Below are 18570 nucleotides of genomic sequence, written 5' to 3'. Positions count from 1 at the left end.
TGTTGCTCTGTTTGTTGTATCACATTTTTTTCTTACACGCCCAGCAGAATTACAGGCAGAATCCGCCTGTTAAAAACCGCTGAAATTGCTCATCATTATGGGGTAAGGTTCGCGTGTTCGCGTCGCGTCAACGTTCTGACGCACAGAAAAGGTGAAAAGGTATTTATGGTAAATCTTCGTCAGCCCAGGGATATCGCGCAAGTGCTGCTGTCGGTGCTGTTTTTAGCCATCATGATCGTGGCCTGCTTGTGGATTGTGCGTCCCTTTGTCCTTGGTTTTGCATGGGCGGGAACGATCGTTATTGCGACCTGGCCCGTTTTGTTACGTTTACAGAAAATACTCTGGGGCCGCCGTTCTCTGGCCGTTCTGGTTATGACGCTATTGTTGGTTCTGCTGTTCATTATTCCCATCGCCCTGCTGGTCAACAGCATCGTGGACGGTAGCGGCCCGCTCATCCACGCCGTCACCGCCGGCGACATGACGTTGCCCGACCTGGCCTGGTTAAACAGTATTCCGCTGATTGGCGCCAAATTGTATGCCGGGTGGCACAACCTGCTGGATATGGGCGGCACGGCGATCATGGCGAAAGTGCGTCCTTATATTGGCACCACCACGACCTGGTTTGTGGGTCAGGCCGCGCATATCGGTCGCTTTATGATGCACTGTGGTCTGATGCTGCTGTTCAGCGCCCTGCTGTACTGGCGCGGCGAACAGGTGGCATTGGGCATCCGCCACTTCGCCAGTCGTCTGGCCGCGAAACGCGGCGATGCCGCCGTGCTGCTGGCGGCTCAGGCCATCCGCGCCGTTGCATTGGGTGTGGTTGTCACCGCGCTGGTTCAGGCAATTCTCGGCGGGATTGGCCTCGCCATTTCCGGCGTGCCTTACGCAACGCTGCTGACGGTCGTCATGATCCTCTCCTGCCTGGTGCAACTGGGGCCGTTACCGGTGTTAATCCCGGCAATCATTTGGCTGTACTGGACGGGCGATACGACCTGGGGCACGGTGCTGCTGGTGTGGAGCTGCGTGGTCGGTACGCTGGATAACGTGATTCGCCCGGTATTGATTCGTATGGGCGCTGACCTGCCGCTGATCCTGATTCTCTCTGGCGTTATCGGCGGGCTGATTGCCTTTGGAATGATCGGTCTGTTTATCGGTCCGGTATTGCTGGCGGTTTCCTGGCGTCTGTTCTCCGCATGGGTGCATGAAGTGCCCGCGCCGGGAAACGACCCTGACGAACTCCTCGAAGAACTGGAGGAGATTGAGGACAGCCATAAATAACCCCCATCGGCCGATCGACGCATTCGGTCGGCCGATACTTTAGCATTGCTCATCAATTAGCATCCTGACCAACCTGCCTTATGGCGTAATCCTCCTTACGTAATTCATTTACGTCGCAAATTCTTCATAGTTTTTAAACTATTGGGACGAATCTGATCGACGCAAAAAATCTCCACGCCTACTATTAGAGCACGGTTATAAATCAACGCCTTGATTTATAAGCATGGAAATCCCCTGAGTGAAACAACGAATTGCTGTGTGTAGTCTTTGCCCATCTCCCACGATGGGCCTTTTTTTAAGTGCCTGCCCTCACACCCCTTTTCTCCACCGCCAACAATTCTGATATGCCCACGCATAACGTCGGGTGTGATAGCGCGTATCGCAAAAAAAACGGCTCCTTTTTACGGGAGCCGTTGCGGATTAGAATCAGCGCTGACGCTTATTTTTTCAGTTCAGCCAGACTCAACCAGGTCTGTACGACGGTGTCCGGGTTCAGCGACAGGCTGTCGATTCCCTCTTCCATCAGCCAGGCGGCGAAGTCCTCGTGATCGGACGGCCCCTGACCACAGATGCCGACATACTTGCCTTGTTTCTTCGCCGCGCGGATCGCCATCGACAGCAGCGCTTTCACCGCCTCGTTACGCTCATCGAACAGTTCAGAAACCACGCCGGAGTCGCGATCCAGACCCAGCGCCAGCTGCGTCATGTCGTTAGAACCAATCGAGAAGCCGTCAAAGTGCTCCAGGAATTGTTCAGCCAGCAGGGCATTGGACGGAATCTCACACATCATGATGATCTTCAGCCCGTTCTCACCCCGCTTCAGCCCCTGACGCGCCAGCTCGTCAACTACCGCTTTCGCCTGCTCAACGGTACGTACGAACGGGATCATGATCTCCACGTTGGTCAGTCCCATATCGTTGCGCACGCGTTTCACCGCTTCACATTCCAGCGCGAAGCAATCGCGGAAGCTGTCGGAGACATAGCGACCGGCGCCACGGAAGCCCAGCATCGGGTTCTCTTCATCGGGTTCGTAACGCTCGCCGCCCACCAGGTTGGCGTATTCATTCGATTTGAAATCCGACAGGCGCACGATAACGCGTTTCGGATAAAATGCCGCGCCCAGCGTCGCAATGCCCTCTGTCAGACGACCGACATAGAACTCACGCGGTGAATCGAAGCCTTTCATCATCTCGCGGATTTCGTTTTGCAGTTTCGCGTCCTGGTCATCAAATTCCAGCAGTGCGCGAGGATGCACGCCAATCATTCGGTTGATAATAAATTCGAGACGCGCCAAGCCAACGCCTTCATTCGGCAGGCAGGCGAAGTCAAAGGCGCGATCCGGGTTACCGACGTTCATCATGACTTTCAACGGCAGATCGGGCATGGTGTCCACGCTTGAACTTTTGACGCTGAAGTCGAGCAGGTCTGCATAGACATAGCCGGTATCGCCTTCGGCGCAAGAAACGGTGACGTTTTCATCATCCTTCATGCGTTCCGTCGCGTCGCCGCAGCCGACAACCGCCGGAATCCCCAGCTCACGGGCAATAATGGCCGCGTGGCAGGTACGACCGCCACGGTTGGTCACGATGGCCGCCGCTTTCTTCATGATCGGTTCCCAGTCCGGGTCGGTCATGTCAGTCACCAGCACGTCACCAGGCTGGATACGGTTCATTTCGCTAATGTCGTGGATGACTTTAACCGCCCCCGCGCCAATGCGATGTCCGATGGCGCGGCCTTCCGCGACCACTTTCCCCTGCGCATGCAGCGTGTAACGCTCCATTACCTGACCACGAGAACGGACGGTTTCCGGGCGAGCCTGTACAATAAACAGTTTGCCGGTATGGCCGTCTTTCGCCCATTCGATATCCATCGGGCGACCGTAGTGTTTCTCAATCTGTACGGCCTGTTTCGCCAGTTCCTGCACTTCTTCGTTGGTCAGCGAGAAGATGTCGCGCTGTTCCTGCGGCACATCTTCAATTTTGACCTGCTTGCCGTGCTCCTGGGTTGGCGCGTAAACCATTCGGATTTTTTTCGATCCCATCGTGCGACGAACGATCGCCGGGCGATTCGCCGCCAGCGTCGGTTTATGCACGTAGAATTCATCCGGGTTGACTGCGCCCTGCACTACCATCTCGCCCAGACCCCAGGCTGAAGTGATAAACACCACCTGATCGAAACCGGACTCGGTATCAATAGAGAACATAACCCCGGACGAGGCCAGGTCGGAGCGCACCATCCGCTGTACGCCAGCGGAGAGCGCGACGCCGCGATGGTCATACCCCTGGTGAACGCGATAAGAGATAGCGCGGTCATTAAACAGCGAGGCAAAAACATGTTTCACCGCCACCAGCACCGCATCGAAACCCTGCACGTTGAGGAAGGTTTCCTGCTGGCCGGCGAAAGAGGCATCCGGCATGTCTTCAGCCGTTGCGGACGAGCGCACGGCGAAAGACGCCTGCGCATCATCCGCAGAGAGCTGTGCATAAGCATCGCGAATAGCGTTTTCCAGCTCTGGCTGGAAAGGAGTGTCGATAATCCACTGGCGGATCTGCGCGCCGGCCTTCGCCAGCGCGGTGACATCGTCAATATCCGTTTGATCCAGCAGTTCATAAATACGCTGGTTTACGCCGCTTTGATCCAGAAACTGGTTAAACGCATCGGCGGTCGTTGCAAAACCATTCGGTACGGAAACACCCATACCGGAAAGGTTAGTAATCATTTCACCCAGGGAGGCATTTTTGCCCCCAACTCTGTCTACATCATTCATGCCGAGTTGGTTATACCAAAGCACCAGCGGTGACGAGCCATTGTTGGACATCGAACAATCCTTTTGTGATAAATGAACGAGTTTAGAAACTACATTATTGCGTATTTATCTTTGCATATTTAAACCCCTGAAAAAAACGGTGAATCGTTCAAGCAGATTTATTTTTTATTTTTTCAGATTGTTTACGCATTTGCGCAAACCCGCGGACGACGGGCGATCTCCCCAAAAACTGTCGGTATAAACATAAGTTCCGAAAAATGAAATGCACTTTTCACTTAATATAAAAATAGCGTTTCATTTTATAAAATAAGCATCGTGATATACGCTTCTGGCAAATTTTAATTTATGCTTTCAGATAATTATGTTTGCTCCTCAGGATAAACAAAATGGATAATGTTGTTGATCGCCATGTTTTTTATATTTCCGATGGTACGGCCATCACCGCCGAGGTTTTGGGTCATGCGGTGATGTCGCAATTCCCTGTGACCATCAGCAGCATTACGCTGCCGTTCGTTGAAAACGAGAGTCGCGCCAGAGCCGTGAAAGATCAGATCGACGCGATTTATCAGCAAACTGGCGTGCGTCCGCTGGTGTTCTATTCGATTGTTCTGCCGGAAATTCGCGCCATCATCTTACAAAGCGAAGGGTTCTGTCAGGACATCGTGCAGGCGCTGGTGGCGCCGCTACAGCAGGAAATGAAGCTCGACCCAACGCCAATCGCGCATCGCACCCACGGGCTTAACCCCGGCAACCTCAACAAGTATGACGCGCGTATCGCGGCAATCGACTATACCCTTGCGCACGACGATGGGATCTCCTTGCGCAATCTGGATCAGGCGCAGGTGATCCTGCTGGGGGTTTCACGCTGCGGAAAAACGCCGACCAGCCTCTATCTGGCGATGCAGTTTGGCATCCGGGCGGCGAACTACCCCTTTATTGCTGACGATATGGATAACCTGGTGTTGCCCACGTCGCTTAAACCGCTACAGCATAAGCTTTTTGGCCTGACCATTGACCCGGAACGTCTGGCGGCAATCCGCGAGGAACGCCGTGAAAACAGCCGCTACGCATCGCTACGCCAGTGCCGGATGGAGGTTGCGGAAGTTGAAGCGCTCTACCGTAAAAATCAGATCCCTTGCCTGAACAGTACTAACTATTCGGTAGAAGAAATTGCCACCAAGATTCTCGACATCATGGGGCTGAATCGTCGAATGTACTAACAAACTAGTGCAAGAGTTCAATTTTTTGCTATCATGCCGCTCTGCTTGCGAGGTGTGAAACGCCTCGCATTTGAAATCAGCAGGTGAAGGTTGAAGTGTGTTATTGTGATGCCCATCACTTCCCGGTAGTCCTGCCGTTGAAGCAACAAATTTCTGAGACTTGTCATGAACAGAACCGACGAACTGCGTACCGCGCGTATTGACAGCCTGGTCACCCCTGCTGAGCTAGCGCTACGTCATCCTGTATCATCCTCCGTCGCCAGCCACGTTACTGACTCCCGACGCCGGATTGAAAAAATATTAAATGGTGAAGATCGCCGCCTGCTGGTGATCATCGGCCCCTGCTCGATTCACGATCTGGACGCTGCGATGGAATACGCAACGCGCTTGCAAACGTTGCGCAACACGCATCAGGCACGTCTGGAAATCGTTATGCGCACCTATTTTGAAAAACCGCGTACGGTTGTGGGCTGGAAAGGCCTCATCTCCGATCCCGATTTAAATGGCAGTTACCGCGTAAATCATGGCCTCGAACTGGCGCGCAAGCTGCTGTTGCAGGTCAATGAGCTGGGAGTCCCCACCGCCACCGAATTTCTCGACATGGTCACCGGCCAGTTTATTGCCGATTTGATCAGCTGGGGCGCCATTGGCGCGCGCACGACGGAAAGCCAGATTCACCGTGAAATGGCTTCCGCGCTCTCCTGCCCGGTTGGGTTTAAAAACGGGACCGATGGCAACACGCGCATCGCCGTTGATGCGATTCGCGCGTCGCGCGCCAGCCATATGTTCCTCTCGCCGGATAAAACAGGCCAGATGACGATTTATCAGACCAGCGGGAACCCGTACGGCCATATCATCATGCGCGGCGGTAAAAAACCGAATTACCACGCGGAAGACATCGCTGCCGCCTGCGATACGCTGCATGAGTTTGGTCTGCCGGAGCACCTGGTGGTGGACTTCAGCCACGGTAACTGCCAGAAGCAGCATCGCCGCCAGTTAGAGGTTTGTGATGATATCTGCCAGCAAATCCGTAACGGTTCTACCGCAATTGCCGGGATCATGGCCGAAAGTTTCCTGCGTGAAGGTACGCAGAAAATCGTCAGCGGTCAGCCGCTGGTGTACGGTCAGTCCATTACCGACCCTTGCCTGAACTGGGAAGATACTGAATTACTGTTAGAAAAACTTGCCTCAGCGGTTGATAGCCGTTTTTGACATCATGCCCATCCTCGCGGGGATGGGCGCGCTTCTTTCCCCTCCACGCATTCCCCACTCGCCTGATTTGCTACCAGAATTAACACTTGCTGTCGCCATACACAATATTGATAATAATAATCATTGTTAAACTGATTATTATTAATTAGCGATATGCCACATATGGACGACATTGAGTTACTTCATTTTAAGGAAAGAGACAGCGTGCCCCCTTCCCCTGCTGCCGAGCGGCGTATCAGCAGCCAGACATTGTTAGGCCCTGAAGGCAAAGTCATCATCGATCATGACGGCCAGGAATACCTGCTGCGCAAGACGCAGGCAGGTAAGTTGCTGTTGACCAAGTAGCAATCAGCTTGAGCAACTGACTTCCAGCCGTTTACCCCAGTCCGGCGGACGGTTGACATAATCGTCATCTCTGTCGGTAAAGGGGTCGCGCAGAACCTGATGCAGTTGATGTAATTCGCCCATATCCCCCTGCTCAGCGCTGGCTATCGCGCGTTGCGCCAGCCAGTTGCGCAGCACCACCGCAGGATTCACGCGCTGCATGTGCTGTTGACGCGTTGCGTCATCCACCTGCTCCTGCTGTAAACGCGCCCGGTAATGGCTGAACCAACCGTCAAAGGCCGCGCGATCGATAAATTCGTCACGCAGCGGCGATGCCGCGCTCTGTTGCTCAGTCTGACTCAACATACGGAACGTTCGGCTATAATCGCTGCCTTCGCGCGCCATCAGGGCGAAAAGCTCGTTGAGAAGCGCATTGTCCTCTTTTTGCTCGGTAAAGAAGCCCAGTTTTTGCCGCATGCGCTGCCCGTAGCGCGTGAGCAGCGCCAGCTGATAGCCATCCAGCGCATCATTCAGCGTATCGACCGGCATAAACGGCGACAGGGTTTGCGCCAGGCGTTGCAGATTCCACAATCCGACAGCCGGTTGATTATCGAAGCTATAGCGCCCCTGGTGATCGGAGTGGTTACAGATAAACCCTGGCTGATAATCATCCAGGAAACCGAAAGGACCATAATCTATCGTCAGCCCCAGTACAGACATGTTATCGGTGTTCATCACGCCATGCGCAAAACCTACCGTTTGCCAGTCAGCAATCAACCTCGCCGTGCGCGCCACAACGTCCCGGAACCAGAGCGCATACTTGTCCTCTTCCGCCTGAAATTGCGGCCAGTAATGGCGAATCGCAAAATCGGCCAGCTGACGGACTTTATCCGGCTCACGCCGATAGTAAAAATGTTCGAAATGACCGAAACGCATATGGCTTTGCGCCAGACGCATGAGCATCGCGCCGGATTCAACCGTTTCCCTGTAAACAGGCGTGTCGCTGGTGACGATAGACAGCGCCCGCGTTGTGGGGATGCCAAGATAGTGCATCGCCTCGCTGGCCAGACTTTCACGGATCGTTGAGCGCAGCACTGCTCGCCCGTCGCCCATGCGGGAGTATGGCGTTAGTCCGGCGCCTTTCAGGTGCCAGTCAAGCGTACTGCCGTCCGCCAGCAGTTGTTCGCCTAACAGAATACCGCGTCCATCACCGAGCTGGCCGGCCCAGACGCCAAACTGATGGCCGCTATAAACCTGAGCCAAAGGCGACATGCCGGGCAGTAATGACTCGCCGCCCCACACGCCTGCGCCGTTTTCCATATCAAACAACGAAGGTGGTATCGCCAGCTGCTGCGCCAGCGCATCGTTATGCCAAATCAGGCGGGCATGACTCAGAGGAGTTGGAGAAAGTGCTGTATATGTGGCTGGCAGTTCGTCACGCCAGCGGGATGTAAAAGACAGGGTCATAGAGCCTCCTGCCTGTAGTGTAGACGGTTAATACCCGCTTAAACACCAGCAAATAAAAAGGTTATCCCTGAACCAGCGTCGTAACCTGGCTCGCTGGCACGGCAGGCCATAAACATCCTTGCAGCGCGCTAAATCCCATTGATGATATCCGCGCCAGCATCTCTTCAGTATCAATACCCGCAATCATTATCGAATCACAGCACGGTGATATCTGCGAAATAATAGCCTGCATAAAGGGTTCAAAAGAAAGACTTGCGGATCTTTGCTGGACAAAGTTTTTATCCAGCGCGACGCGTTTGAAGAGACCATCAAAGATCGCTTTTATCGATGTATCGCCAGCGCCGAAATTGGCAAGGATGAGGGGAAATCGTCCGGCTAACTCAGCCAGAATTTGATTCTCTTTCCCAAGACTTAATTCAGGATAATTCTCATTAATCATCAGTTCCAAAAATGGAAAGCGCCTTACATGGGATACAAACTCGCCGTCCGATAATAATGATGCGACGACGGCTGGCGTTAAATTAATCCAGGCAATAAGTTTATGTTGAATAAAAAAATGTTGGCACGTTTCCAGCAATGCGAGTTTTTCTTCGAACAGACAACGCTGTTCTTCTGCTGACAGGCGCGGCATGACCAGCTCCGTCGGCATACGGACATTACCGTCTTCAGTGACAAAGTTTGCAACAATCTCCAGGCCGACGAGTTTCTCTTTCTCGGTTCGGGCAGGAACAAAATAAAGGTGAGAATGATAAAAGTTATCCAGTGAAACAATCATTGTGCCAGCCCCGCTGCATGGGTGTAATCCGGCATCCTGTAAGAAAGAACGAAGAAAGATGTCATTTCTGATACGACTGGAGGTGCTTTCATTTTTTCCTTTTTAGCCGGTAAACCGGGTCCTTTTTTTAGCTTATCTCGATTATAAACCAATATCCAGTTTTGCATTTTCCGCAAGACACCGGATAAATCATTTTGACTAAAAATACTTTTGCAAAATGTAGGGTTAAAACTATTTCTGATAACTCACGATAGCCCTGGCATTCAGACAATGAGAAATCAATTTCTTAAATATAGATGATGAAGCGGCCGCTGGGTATCCGCTTTACCATCGATAGCATTAAATACGTCTCGCCTGCCAGAAATTTTTCCGCCAGTAGACATTGTCGAGCGATGAGCGCATCACGCCGCGGCTGGTAGACGCATGAATAAATTGATTGTTGGTATCATAAATGCCGACGTGCAAACCACTTTCCCCCGATCCGGTTTTAAAAAAGACCAGGTCGCCGGGCAGCAGTTCATCTTTGTCGATTTCCGTACCAATTTTTGACTGTTGGCGCGTTTCACGCGGCAGTTGTAAATCAAATTTGTCGCGCATCGTCATCAACACAAACCCCGAGCAGTCCACCCCGCTACGGCTCATTCCGCCATAGCGATACGGTGTACCTCTCCAGGACTGTAGCTGATCGTTCAGGCCCGCGATAACCATAATGGAATCCGAAAGCCTGGCGTTAGGTGCTGGCGCACGATGGCTGCTACACCCTGCCAAAAACAGTGCTGCGATAAGAAGAAGCCAAAAGCGCATTCAGGACGAATCCTCTATCTTTTTATTCTTGCTTCTATTTAGCGTGGAAATTATGTGTTTTTCAAGAACCCATTTAACTTAAGTGGTTGATATGAGCATTCTGTGGCCTTCAACGTCCAGTCGACGGAAGTTCATACCGTATGCCCGGGCCAGATTTTGCGGCGTCAGCACCTCGTCACGCCGCCCGCTGGCGATCAATTCCCCCTGTTTCAGCAACCAGGCGCGATGCGCGTGGCGCAGAGTATGGTTAAGGTCATGGCTGCTCATCACGATGGCGATACCCTGGCTGCATAGCTGGCTCAGCAGCCTATCCAGCGCGTTTTGTTGCGCAACGTCCAGACTGTTCATCGGTTCATCCAGTAGCAGAAGCTGCCCGCGCGGGTTAGCGTGAGGGTGAATTTGCAATATCACCGCCGCCAGACGTACACGCTGCCACTCGCCACCGGAGAGTTGATTCGCGCTCCGCCCCAGCTTGTCGCTCAGCCCAAGCGCCTGCGCAACGTCATTCAGCAGGTTCGTTTGCGTTTTATCAGGTTGATGCAGCGTCAGGAAATGCCAGACCGGCATTGAAAATGGGGGATTCTGCTGCTGCGCGAGATAGGCCCGATGTTGAGCCAGTTTCGCCGCAGGCCATGTCTCCAGCGACGCGCCGTCGAATATGACGGTGCCTTCCCCGAAGGTTAAGCCCGCCATACGCGCCAGCAGCGTACTTTTCCCTGCCCCATTCGGCCCCACGAGGTGAAGAATCTCGCCAGGCTTAACGTCGCCGGAAAGCGGCCCCAGACGCGTCGTTTCGGCAACATCCTGTAACTGCATCAACGAGATCATTATTTTGCCAACGCGATTTTGATACTTTCCACCATACCCGGATCTTCAGGCGTCATGTCCGGTGAGAAACGCTGTACGACCTGTCCATCCCTGCCGATTAAAAACTTCTCAAAGTTCCACAAAATATCGTCCGGGTAAAGCGGCGCGCGGCCTTTACTCGCCATGCGCTCATAGAAACCGCTACCTTCCGGCGCAACGGCGGCAGGCGCTGCGGCAATCAACTTCTGATACAGTGGATGGCGGTTCTCACCATTGACGTCAACCTTGCTGAACATCGGGAATGTGACGCCCCAGGTGGTGCTGCAATAGGTTTTAATCTCCTCTTCAGTGCCAGGTTCCTGACCAAGAAACTGGTTGCAGGGAAAACCTAACACCGTAAGGCCCTGATCGGCCCAGGCTTTCTGAATATTCTCCAGCTGTTCGTATTGTGGCGTTAAGCCACATTTCGAGGCCACATTAACCACCAGCAGTACGTTTCCGGCGTACTTCTCAAGCGTGGTGACATCCCCGTCGATCGTCGTCACTTCAGTGTTGAGAATGGTATCTTGCATAGCGTCTCCCATATAACAGGCGGATGTGAGTGATCAAATATCAGCTTTTAATCATAGACTGCGAGTGTTGAAAACAGCGACTCCCCGATGCGGACAATCGCGGCGTCACGCTGCGCCATTGTCGCCGGAGTTTGTGTAATATAGATAACCACGAGCAGAGGTTTTTGTGATGTCGGCCAGACAACGCTGACAATAGAACGCGAGCCGTTGTCGCCCGCCCCGGTTTTATCCGCGATTTTCCAGCCGTCCGGCAAGACCGAACGCAGCAGACCGTCGGCCACTTTGTCGTCCCGCATCCACTGCATAAGCTGCTCTCTTGAGGATGGCTGCAACACATTCCCCAGCAGTAGCGTATTGAGCGTCTGCGCTATCGCGACAGGCGTCGTGGAATCGCGTTCATCGCCGGGAATGGCGCTGTTCAGTTCAGGCTCATAGCGATCGAGGCGGGTTATTGTATCCCCCGAATCACGCAAAAACTGCGTGACGGCCTGCGGCCCGTTGAGCTTCCTGGCGATGAGATTGGCGGCCGTGTTATCGCTGTAGCTTACCGCCGCGCTGCACAATTGCGCCCAGCTCATGGCGTCTGGCGCCACATGTTTTTCAGTAATCGGCGAATACTCCACCAGTTGTGAGGGTTCAAACTGCGTTGAAGCAGAAAGCGCCAGCGCCTTCCTGTCGACTTCGCGTAATAACGCTGCGCATAACAGCGGCTTGTGCGTACTGTTTAACGGGAACCGTTCTTCTCCCCGATAATGGGTGATACTGTTGGTCGCCGTATCAAGTACCGCAATGCCAATCCGGGCATGAAGACGCTGTTCTTCCTGCGTCGCGATAGCCGACACGTATTGCGCCGTCAGCGGTGCGGCCATCGCAGAACCGCTGAGTGCCGCCAGCACACACAGACCCCATTTCATCCGTTGCCACATACTAATGACTTCCTCATTTCTCATTTTGGCTAGCGCCTGGATTTTAATAATAGCCAGATGAAGACCGGTGCCCCCATCGTCGCCGTCACTACGCCGATAGGCAGTTCCGCCGACGCCAGCGCCAGACGGGCGATAACATCCGCCAGCAGCAGAGCTATCGCCCCCGCCAGCGCGCAGCCCGGCAGCAAAGCGCGATGATCGCTCAGACCGCAAAGCCGTAATATATGTGGGATCACCAGGCCGATAAACCCAATCGAACCCGCAAGCGCAACGCTAACGCCGACCATCCAGCCCGTGGCGACCACCAGCAAATTGCGCCAGAACCACAGCGGCAGCCCCAGTTGACGCGCGGACGTTTCGCCCAGCGCCAGAATATTCATCGGCTGCGACTGGCAGCAAATCCAGAGTGAAACCGGGATCAGGGCAATCATCAGCCAGGCCTGCTGCCAGTCCACCCCGCCGAATCCGCCCATCATCCAGTACATCAACTGGCGCAAGTCGAAGGAGGTTGAAAAATAGATGGCCCACGTCATCATCGCGCTGCAAATAATGCCAAGCGCAACGCCCGCCAGCAGCAGGCGGCTGGTTGATAAATGTCGACGGGCAAATCGCAGGAGAATAAGTGTGATGATAAGCGCGCCGGCAATGGCGCAAAACCCCAGCGCCCAGCCGGGTAACTGACCTTGCCCCAGTAGCACCGCGGCAATAAGGCCCACGCCAGCGCCGTTGGAGACGCCAAGCAATCCGGGCTCGGCAAGCGGGTTTTCAAATAACGCCTGCATTACCGCGCCTGACAGCGCCAGCGCGGCGCCTACCAGCAGAACAGCAAGCGTGCGAGGGAGCCGTATCTGCCAGACAAACAGTTCACCACGGGCGCTGAACCAGTCGCCAGGGGCTATCCACTGATCTCCGGCGCACAGGCTTAATACCACTGCCAGCAGCATAAGCACCGACAGACTGGATAACCAGCGCACATTGCGGCGCTGTTGTTGGCAGGCAAAAGTCAGCATGTTTTCCATTCAGCTGAAAAGGGATGATGTTGATTTTACGGTGCGTAACCATCGCAGGAAAGAAAAAAGGCCGCAAAGCGGCCTTTTTAGTTAGATCAGATTACTCTTCTTTGGGCGAAGCGTTTTCAACCCGGCTTTTCAACTTCTGTCCGGGTCTGAAGGTCACCACGCGCCGTGCTGTAATGGGAATATCTTCGCCCGTTTTCGGGTTACGTCCCGGACGTTGATTCTTATCACGCAGATCGAAGTTACCAAAACCAGAGAGTTTCACCTGCTCACCGTTTTCCAGAGCACGACGAATTTCCTCGAAAAACAGCTCGACCAGTTCTTTGGCATCCCGCTTGCTAAGCCCAAGCTTATCAAACAGATATTCTGACATTTCAGCTTTTGTAAGCGCCATAGGTTCAATCCCTCAATGATGCCTGGAATCGCTCTTTTAATGCCTCTACACATTTGGCGACGGTAGCGGCAATCTCCTCTTCTTCGAGTGTACGGCTGGTATCCTGAAGGATCAGGCTGATAGCGAGGCTCTTATAACCCTCCGCAACACCCTTACCGCGGTACACGTCAAATAAGTTTACGCCAACTACCTGATTTACGCCAACTTTCTTACACTCGGATAAAATATCCGCTGCGGGAACGTTTTCTGCGACCACCACCGCGATGTCGCGACGGTTAGCCGGGAAGCGCGAAATCTCGCGCGCCTGAGGCACCACGCGGTCTGCGAGCTTATTCCACTCCAGTTCAAACACCAGAGTGCGACCGTTCAGATCCAGTTTACGTTCCAGCTCAGGATGAACAACCCCAATAAAACCAATGCGTTCACCTTTCAGATAAATCGCCGCGGACTGCCCAGGATGCAGCGCCGGATTCGCTTCCGCCCTGAACTGAATGTCGGCCAGTTTGCCGGTGAGATCCAGCACCGCTTCCAGATCGCCTTTCAGATCATAGAAATCAACGGTCTCTTTCGCCAGATTCCAGTGCTCGTCATAACGGTTGCCGCAAATCACCCCTGCCAGCATCAGATCCTGACGAATGCCCAGATTTGCCTGGGTATCCGGCACGAAACGCAGACCGGTTTCAAAGATACGCACGCGGTTCTGCTGACGGTTCTGGTTATAGACCACCGTTGACAGCAGGCCGGTCCACAGTGAGAGACGCATCGCCGACATCTCAATGGAGATCGGACTTGGCAGCAACAGCGCTTCTTCGCCCGGATGCAGCAGTTGCTGAACCTTCGGATCGACAAAGCTATAGGTGATCACTTCCTGGTAGCCTTTGTCATTGAGCATGGTTTTCACACGCTTCAGCGACAAGTTGGCTTCACGGTGAGTCCCCATGATTAAACCCGCCTGAATCGGCTCATCAGGAATGTTGTTATAGCCATACACGCGGGCCACTTCTTCGACCAGATCTTCTTCAATCTCCATGTCGAAACGCCAGCTCGGCGCGACCGCTTTCCACTCGTCCTGACCTTCAGTCACTTCGCAGCCCAGACGACGCAGAATATCGCTCACCTGCTCATCGGCAATGTGATGCCCGATCAGACGATCCAGCTTGCTACGACGAAGCGTAATGGTCGCGCGTTTCGGCAGCGTGGCGTCATTCGTGACGTCGATAACCGGACCGGCTTCGCCGCCGCAAATGTCGATCAACAGGCGGGTGGCGCGCTCCATTGCTTTGTACTGCAACGCCGGGTCCACACCACGCTCATAGCGGTGGGAAGCATCGGTATGCAGACCGTGGCGACGCGCACGACCGGTAATAGACAGCGGGCTAAAGAACGCGCATTCCAGCAGCACGTTTTGCGTTTCCTCATTCACGCCGGAATGCTCGCCGCCAAAGATACCGCCCATCGCCAGCGCTTTGTGGTGATCCGCGATCACCAGCGTATCGGTGCTCAGCTTCGCTTCTGTGCCGTCCAGCAGCACCAGGGTTTCGCCCTCTTTGGCCATACGCACGACAATACCGCCTTCAATACGGTCTTTGTCAAAGGCATGCATCGGCTGACCCAGTTCAAGCAGTACATAGTTGGTGACGTCAACGACAGCGTCAATGGAACGAATGCCGCAGCGACGCAGCTTCTCTTTCATCCACAGCGGCGTAGGCGCTTTAACATTAATGCCTTTCACCACGCGACCCAGGTAGCGCGGGCAGGCATCCGGCGCTTCAACCGCGATCGGCAGCGTGTCATTGATGGTGGCTGCAACAGGTACGATCTCCGGCTCAACCAGCGCGATTTTGTTCAGGACAGCGACATCACGCGCCACACCGATGATCCCTAAGCAGTCGGCGCGGTTCGGCGTCACGCTGATTTCAATGGTGTTATCGTCAAGCTTCAGGTATTCGCGGATATCGGTTCCGATCGGCGCATCCGCCGGCAATTCGATGATGCCGCTATGGTCGTCGGAAATCCCCAGTTCGGAGAAGGAGCACAGCATCCCTTCCGACGGCTCGCCGCGCAGTTTAGCGGCTTTGATTTTGAAATCGCCCGGCAGAACCGCGCCGATAGTTGCAACGGCTACTTTCAGCCCCTGACGGCAGTTAGGCGCGCCACAGACAATATCCAGCAGACGTTCGCCGCCCATGTTCACTTTCGTAACGCGCAATTTATCTGCGTTCGGGTGCTGGCCGCACTCCACCACTTCACCCACAACCACGCCGTTGAACTCACCGGCGACGGCGTCAACGCCATCCACTTCCAGACCCGCCATCGTAATCTGATCCGACAGCGCATCGCTGTCGATTGCCGGGTTCACCCATTCGCGTAACCACAGTTCACTGAATTTCATTGTTTTACCCTGCCTTTATTTAAACTGTTTGAGGAAACGCAGATCGTTTTCGAAGAATGAGCGCAGATCGGTCACGCCATAACGCAGCATGGTCAGACGCTCCATCCCCATACCAAACGCGAAGCCAGAGTAGATTTCCGGGTCGATGCCCACGTTGCGTAGAACGTTCGGATGCACCATCCCGCAACCCAGCACTTCCAGCCATTTGCCGTTTTTGCCCATTACATCCACTTCTGCGGACGGTTCCGTGAACGGGAAATAAGAAGGACGGAAACGGATTTGCAGATCTTCTTCAAAGAAGTTACGCAGGAAGTCGTGCAGCGTGCCTTTCAGGTTGGTGAAGCTAATGTTGGTGTCAACAATCAGCCCTTCCATCTGATGGAACATCGGGGTGTGCGTTTGATCGTAGTCGTTACGGTACACTCGGCCCGGCGCAATAATACGGATCGGCGGCTGCTGTTCTTTCATGGTACGAATCTGCACGCCGGAAGTCTGCGTACGCAGCAGACGGGTGGCATCAAACCAGAAAGTGTCGTGGTCAGCGCGGGCCGGATGATGGCCTGGAATGTTCAGCGCATCGAAGTTATGGTAATCGTCTTCGATCTCCGGGCCAGTCGCCACGGTAAAACCAAGCTCACCGAAGAAACTTTCAATACGATCAATGGTACGTGTTACCGGATGCAGACCACCGTTCTCAATACGACGTCCAGGCAGAGAAACGTCGATGGTTTCCGCCGCCAGACGTGCATTCAGCGCCGCGTTTTCTAAATCCGCTTTGCGCGCGTTCAGCGCTTGTTGTACCTGCTCTTTTGCTTCATTGATAACCGCGCCGGCTGCCGGACGCTCTTCTGGCGGCAATTCACGCAGGGTCGTCATCTGAAGGGTTAAATGCCCTTTCTTGCCCAAATATTCGACGCGTACATTGTCTAACGCGGCAACATCTGACGCCTGGTTAATGGCTGCCTTCGCACTGGCAACCAGCTCTGCGAGATGTGACATGGTTTTCCTCATTGTGTCGGTGAAGACACCGGTTCGTTGGACTTAATCTCTCGATTTCAGGTACAAAAAAAGCCTCCATCAGGAGGCTTTTTCGCGCTGTTTTTCGTTTCTTCTTTCACGCGCTAGCCTCCTGGAGTCAGGTGCTAAAGTAAAAAAAGAAGCGGAAAATAGCAGCATTCATGCTTGCGTTACCTTGTGTGGTAAAACCGGACAACCTTTATTGAAAAGGGTTACGGATAAATTGTCAACTGATTGATTGCACTACAAATAAAAGAGAGGGAGCCAGGCTCCCTCTTTTCACTGGCTTATGCCAGAGCTGCTTTCGCTTTTTCAACCAGAGCGGTGAACGCTACTTTGTCGAATACTGCGATGTCAGCCAGGATCTTACGGTCAATTTCAACAGAGGCTTTTTTCAGGCCGTTGATGAATTTGCTGTAAGAAATACCGTTCTGACGTGCTGCTGCGTTGATACGCGCAATCCACAGTTGACGGAACTGACGCTTACGTTGACGACGGTCACGGTAAGCATACTGACCAGCTTTGATAACTGCCTGGAAGGCAACGCGGTATACGCGAGAACGCGCACCGTAGTAGCCTTTGGCTTGTTTCAAAATTTTCTTGTGACGTGCGCGTGCAATTACACCACGTTTTACGCGAGCCATAGTGCTCTCCTGTATCTATTCTGATTCGCCCTTCATCTTTCACATTTTCGCGACGTTAACCGCCTTGCGACATGCGAAATCTATTGGGCATAAAAAAGTTAAAAAAAACGTTAACGGCTTATGCGTACGGCAGGCACGCGATTACCAGACCCAGATCGCCTTTGGAAACCATGGCTTTCGGGCGCAGGTGACGTTTACGCTTGGTCGCTTTTTTGGTCAGAATATGACGCAGGTTAGCGTGCTTGTGCTTAAAACCACCTTTACCGGTTTTTTTGAAGCGCTTAGCAGCACCGCGTACGGTCTTAATTTTTGGCATTTTAATAACTTCCACTTCGCATTGTTAATAAACGAAACCCAGGCGAACAAAATCTGTGAAGCCCGAAGGCTCCACAGGAATTGCTACTTGAAGGCCTTACTGTTTCTTCTTAGGAGCGAGCACCATAATCATCTGACGGCCTTCGATCTTCGTAGGGAAGGATTCGACAACTGCCAGTTCAGCCAGATCTTCTTTCACGCGATTAAGCACTTCCATACCGATCTGTTGGTGGGCCATCTCACGACCGCGGAAACGCAGCGTGATCTTGGCCTTATCGCCCTCTTCGAGAAAGCGAATCAGGCTGCGGAGTTTTACCTGATAGTCGCCTTCATCTGTACCAGGACGGAATTTAATTTCCTTAACCTGGATAACTTTTTGCTTTTTCTTCTGTTCCTTAGAAGACTTACTCTTTTCATAGAGGAATTTGCCGTAATCCATTATACGACAAACCGGCGGCTCGGCGTTAGGGCTGATTTCGACTAAGTCTACTCCAGCTTCTTCAGCTTTTTCCAGAGCTTCTCTCAGACTCACAATACCAAGCTGCTCGCCTTCCAGACCTGTTAAGCGAACTTCCTGGGCGCGAATTTCGCCATTGATACGGTTAGGACGCGCCGTTTGAACTCGTTTTCCGCCTTTAAT

Annotated in this window: 20 protein-coding genes, 1 other RNA gene and 1 other annotated feature; of the genes, 5 read left to right on the top strand and 16 right to left on the bottom strand. The window is 53.4% G+C overall.

All coding sequences use genetic code 11. The features are described 5' to 3' along the window. The first annotated feature begins 165 nt into the window (after window positions 1–165). Window positions 166–1278 (top strand): AI-2E family transporter YdiK, encoded by a 1113-nt coding sequence (gene ydiK / locus OGV83_RS05865; protein ID WP_112002392.1) that lies wholly within the window; start codon window positions 166–168, stop codon window positions 1276–1278. Between the two features lie 191 nt (window positions 1279–1469). Further along, window positions 1470–1577: antisense sRNA RprA (rprA, locus tag OGV83_RS05860), an RNA gene on the top strand. Between the two features lie 140 nt (window positions 1578–1717). Here the strand turns inward: rprA and ppsA are convergent. Continuing rightward, window positions 1718–4096, bottom strand: coding sequence for a phosphoenolpyruvate synthase (gene ppsA / locus OGV83_RS05855; protein ID WP_012132593.1), 2379 nt, complete (start codon window positions 4094–4096; stop codon window positions 1718–1720). Between the two features lie 335 nt (window positions 4097–4431). Here ppsA and ppsR point away from each other — a divergent pair, with 335 nt between their 5' ends. The 3 genes from ppsR (at window position 4432) to hemP (ending at window position 6822) form a co-directional block, all read left to right on the top strand. Continuing rightward, a complete protein-coding gene (gene ppsR / locus OGV83_RS05850; protein WP_012132595.1) occupies window positions 4432–5265 on the top strand; it encodes a posphoenolpyruvate synthetase regulatory kinase/phosphorylase PpsR in 834 nt (277 codons plus the stop codon). A 165-nt stretch (window positions 5266–5430) separates the two neighbouring features. Next, window positions 5431–6477 (top strand): 3-deoxy-7-phosphoheptulonate synthase AroH, encoded by a 1047-nt coding sequence (gene aroH, locus OGV83_RS05845; RefSeq protein WP_012132596.1) that lies wholly within the window; start codon window positions 5431–5433, stop codon window positions 6475–6477. A 153-nt stretch (window positions 6478–6630) separates the two neighbouring features. Further along, entirely contained in the window at window positions 6631–6822 is a 192-nt protein-coding gene (gene hemP / locus OGV83_RS05840; protein ID WP_047457344.1) for a hemin uptake protein HemP, read from the top strand. 3 nt (window positions 6823–6825) lie between these two features. Here the strand turns inward: hemP and selO are convergent, their stop codons facing one another. The 15 genes from selO to infC form a co-directional block, all read right to left on the bottom strand. After that, the gene (gene selO / locus OGV83_RS05835; protein ID WP_114848540.1) at window positions 6826–8268 is read right to left on the bottom strand and encodes a protein adenylyltransferase SelO; all 1443 of its coding nucleotides are present in this window, start codon (window positions 8266–8268) and stop codon (window positions 6826–6828) included. Window positions 8269–8329: 61 nt separating this feature from the next. Beyond that, complete coding sequence (locus OGV83_RS05830; protein ID WP_012132600.1) at window positions 8330–9043, bottom strand: EAL domain-containing protein; 714 nt, start codon at window positions 9041–9043, stop codon at window positions 8330–8332. Then, on the bottom strand, window positions 9040–9210 hold the full coding sequence (locus OGV83_RS05825) for a hypothetical protein (RefSeq protein WP_153257548.1): 171 nt from the start codon (window positions 9208–9210) through the stop codon (window positions 9040–9042). The genes OGV83_RS05830 and OGV83_RS05825 overlap by 4 nt, the downstream gene beginning before the upstream one ends. A 172-nt stretch (window positions 9211–9382) precedes the next feature. Continuing rightward, window positions 9383–9847 (bottom strand): C40 family peptidase, encoded by a 465-nt coding sequence (locus tag OGV83_RS05820; RefSeq protein WP_012132602.1) that lies wholly within the window; start codon window positions 9845–9847, stop codon window positions 9383–9385. 78 nt (window positions 9848–9925) lie between these two features. Further along, window positions 9926–10675: a vitamin B12 ABC transporter ATP-binding protein BtuD gene (gene btuD, locus OGV83_RS05815; protein ID WP_199971526.1), complete on the bottom strand. Its 750-nt coding sequence runs from the start codon at window positions 10673–10675 to the stop codon at window positions 9926–9928. Beyond that, entirely contained in the window at window positions 10675–11226 is a 552-nt protein-coding gene (locus OGV83_RS05810) for a glutathione peroxidase (RefSeq protein WP_286463259.1), read from the bottom strand. Before OGV83_RS05810 ends, btuD begins: the two co-directional genes overlap by 1 nt. A gap of 47 nt (window positions 11227–11273) precedes the next feature. Further along, a complete protein-coding gene (bla, locus tag OGV83_RS05805; protein ID WP_110123529.1) occupies window positions 11274–12152 on the bottom strand; it encodes a class A beta-lactamase in 879 nt (292 codons plus the stop codon). Between the two features lie 29 nt (window positions 12153–12181). After that, entirely contained in the window at window positions 12182–13162 is a 981-nt protein-coding gene (gene btuC / locus OGV83_RS05800; RefSeq protein WP_024130383.1) for a vitamin B12 ABC transporter permease BtuC, read from the bottom strand. 100 nt (window positions 13163–13262) lie between these two features. Then, on the bottom strand, window positions 13263–13562 hold the full coding sequence (gene ihfA, locus OGV83_RS05795; RefSeq protein ID WP_001229266.1) for an integration host factor subunit alpha: 300 nt from the start codon (window positions 13560–13562) through the stop codon (window positions 13263–13265). A 4-nt stretch (window positions 13563–13566) separates the two neighbouring features. Next, on the bottom strand, window positions 13567–15954 hold the full coding sequence (gene pheT / locus OGV83_RS05790) for a phenylalanine--tRNA ligase subunit beta (RefSeq protein ID WP_286463257.1): 2388 nt from the start codon (window positions 15952–15954) through the stop codon (window positions 13567–13569). A gap of 15 nt (window positions 15955–15969) precedes the next feature. Continuing rightward, window positions 15970–16953, bottom strand: a complete 984-nt coding sequence (gene pheS / locus OGV83_RS05785; protein ID WP_024130384.1) for a phenylalanine--tRNA ligase subunit alpha — start codon at window positions 16951–16953, stop codon at window positions 15970–15972. Window positions 16954–17015: 62 nt separating this feature from the next. After that, window positions 17016–17139 (bottom strand) — a sequence feature (Phe leader region). Beyond that, window positions 17090–17134, bottom strand: a complete 45-nt coding sequence (pheM, locus tag OGV83_RS05780; protein ID WP_001386830.1) for a pheST operon leader peptide PheM — start codon at window positions 17132–17134, stop codon at window positions 17090–17092. (Overlaps the previous feature by 45 nt.) A 119-nt stretch (window positions 17140–17258) precedes the next feature. Next, window positions 17259–17615 (bottom strand): 50S ribosomal protein L20, encoded by a 357-nt coding sequence (rplT, locus tag OGV83_RS05775; protein ID WP_000124850.1) that lies wholly within the window; start codon window positions 17613–17615, stop codon window positions 17259–17261. A gap of 118 nt (window positions 17616–17733) precedes the next feature. Further along, window positions 17734–17931, bottom strand: coding sequence for a 50S ribosomal protein L35 (rpmI, locus tag OGV83_RS05770; protein ID WP_001124225.1), 198 nt, complete (start codon window positions 17929–17931; stop codon window positions 17734–17736). Window positions 17932–18027: 96 nt separating this feature from the next. After that, window positions 18028–18570 (bottom strand): translation initiation factor IF-3, encoded by a 543-nt coding sequence (gene infC / locus OGV83_RS05765; protein WP_047457361.1) that lies wholly within the window; start codon window positions 18568–18570, stop codon window positions 18028–18030.

This window comes from Citrobacter sp. CK189 (assembly GCF_030333505.1).
Lineage (GTDB): Bacteria > Pseudomonadota > Gammaproteobacteria > Enterobacterales > Enterobacteriaceae > Citrobacter_B > Citrobacter_B koseri.
This window is presented reverse-complemented; position numbering and strand designations above follow the sequence as displayed.

Bases quoted from the DNA above. Each gene is read 5' to 3' on its own strand.
- ydiK (WP_112002392.1), top strand. From the start codon at position 166: ATGGTAAATCTTCGTCAGCCCAGGGATATCGCGCAAGTGCTGCTGTCG.
- ppsA (WP_012132593.1), bottom strand. From the start codon at position 4,096: ATGTCCAACAATGGCTCGTCACCGCTGGTGCTTTGGTATAACCAACTC.
- ppsR (WP_012132595.1), top strand. From the start codon at position 4,432: ATGGATAATGTTGTTGATCGCCATGTTTTTTATATTTCCGATGGTACG.
- aroH (WP_012132596.1), top strand. From the start codon at position 5,431: ATGAACAGAACCGACGAACTGCGTACCGCGCGTATTGACAGCCTGGTC.
- hemP (WP_047457344.1), top strand. From the start codon at position 6,631: ATGCCACATATGGACGACATTGAGTTACTTCATTTTAAGGAAAGAGAC.
- selO (WP_114848540.1), bottom strand. From the start codon at position 8,268: ATGACCCTGTCTTTTACATCCCGCTGGCGTGACGAACTGCCAGCCACA.
- OGV83_RS05830 (WP_012132600.1), bottom strand. From the start codon at position 9,043: ATGATTGTTTCACTGGATAACTTTTATCATTCTCACCTTTATTTTGTT.
- OGV83_RS05825 (WP_153257548.1), bottom strand. From the start codon at position 9,210: ATGCAAAACTGGATATTGGTTTATAATCGAGATAAGCTAAAAAAAGGA.
- OGV83_RS05820 (WP_012132602.1), bottom strand. From the start codon at position 9,847: ATGCGCTTTTGGCTTCTTCTTATCGCAGCACTGTTTTTGGCAGGGTGT.
- btuD (WP_199971526.1), bottom strand. From the start codon at position 10,675: ATGATCTCGTTGATGCAGTTACAGGATGTTGCCGAAACGACGCGTCTG.
- OGV83_RS05810 (WP_286463259.1), bottom strand. From the start codon at position 11,226: ATGCAAGATACCATTCTCAACACTGAAGTGACGACGATCGACGGGGAT.
- bla (WP_110123529.1), bottom strand. From the start codon at position 12,152: ATGTGGCAACGGATGAAATGGGGTCTGTGTGTGCTGGCGGCACTCAGC.
- btuC (WP_024130383.1), bottom strand. From the start codon at position 13,162: ATGCTGACTTTTGCCTGCCAACAACAGCGCCGCAATGTGCGCTGGTTA.
- ihfA (WP_001229266.1), bottom strand. From the start codon at position 13,562: ATGGCGCTTACAAAAGCTGAAATGTCAGAATATCTGTTTGATAAGCTT.
- pheT (WP_286463257.1), bottom strand. From the start codon at position 15,954: ATGAAATTCAGTGAACTGTGGTTACGCGAATGGGTGAACCCGGCAATC.
- pheS (WP_024130384.1), bottom strand. From the start codon at position 16,953: ATGTCACATCTCGCAGAGCTGGTTGCCAGTGCGAAGGCAGCCATTAAC.
- rplT (WP_000124850.1), bottom strand. From the start codon at position 17,615: ATGGCTCGCGTAAAACGTGGTGTAATTGCACGCGCACGTCACAAGAAA.
- rpmI (WP_001124225.1), bottom strand. From the start codon at position 17,931: ATGCCAAAAATTAAGACCGTACGCGGTGCTGCTAAGCGCTTCAAAAAA.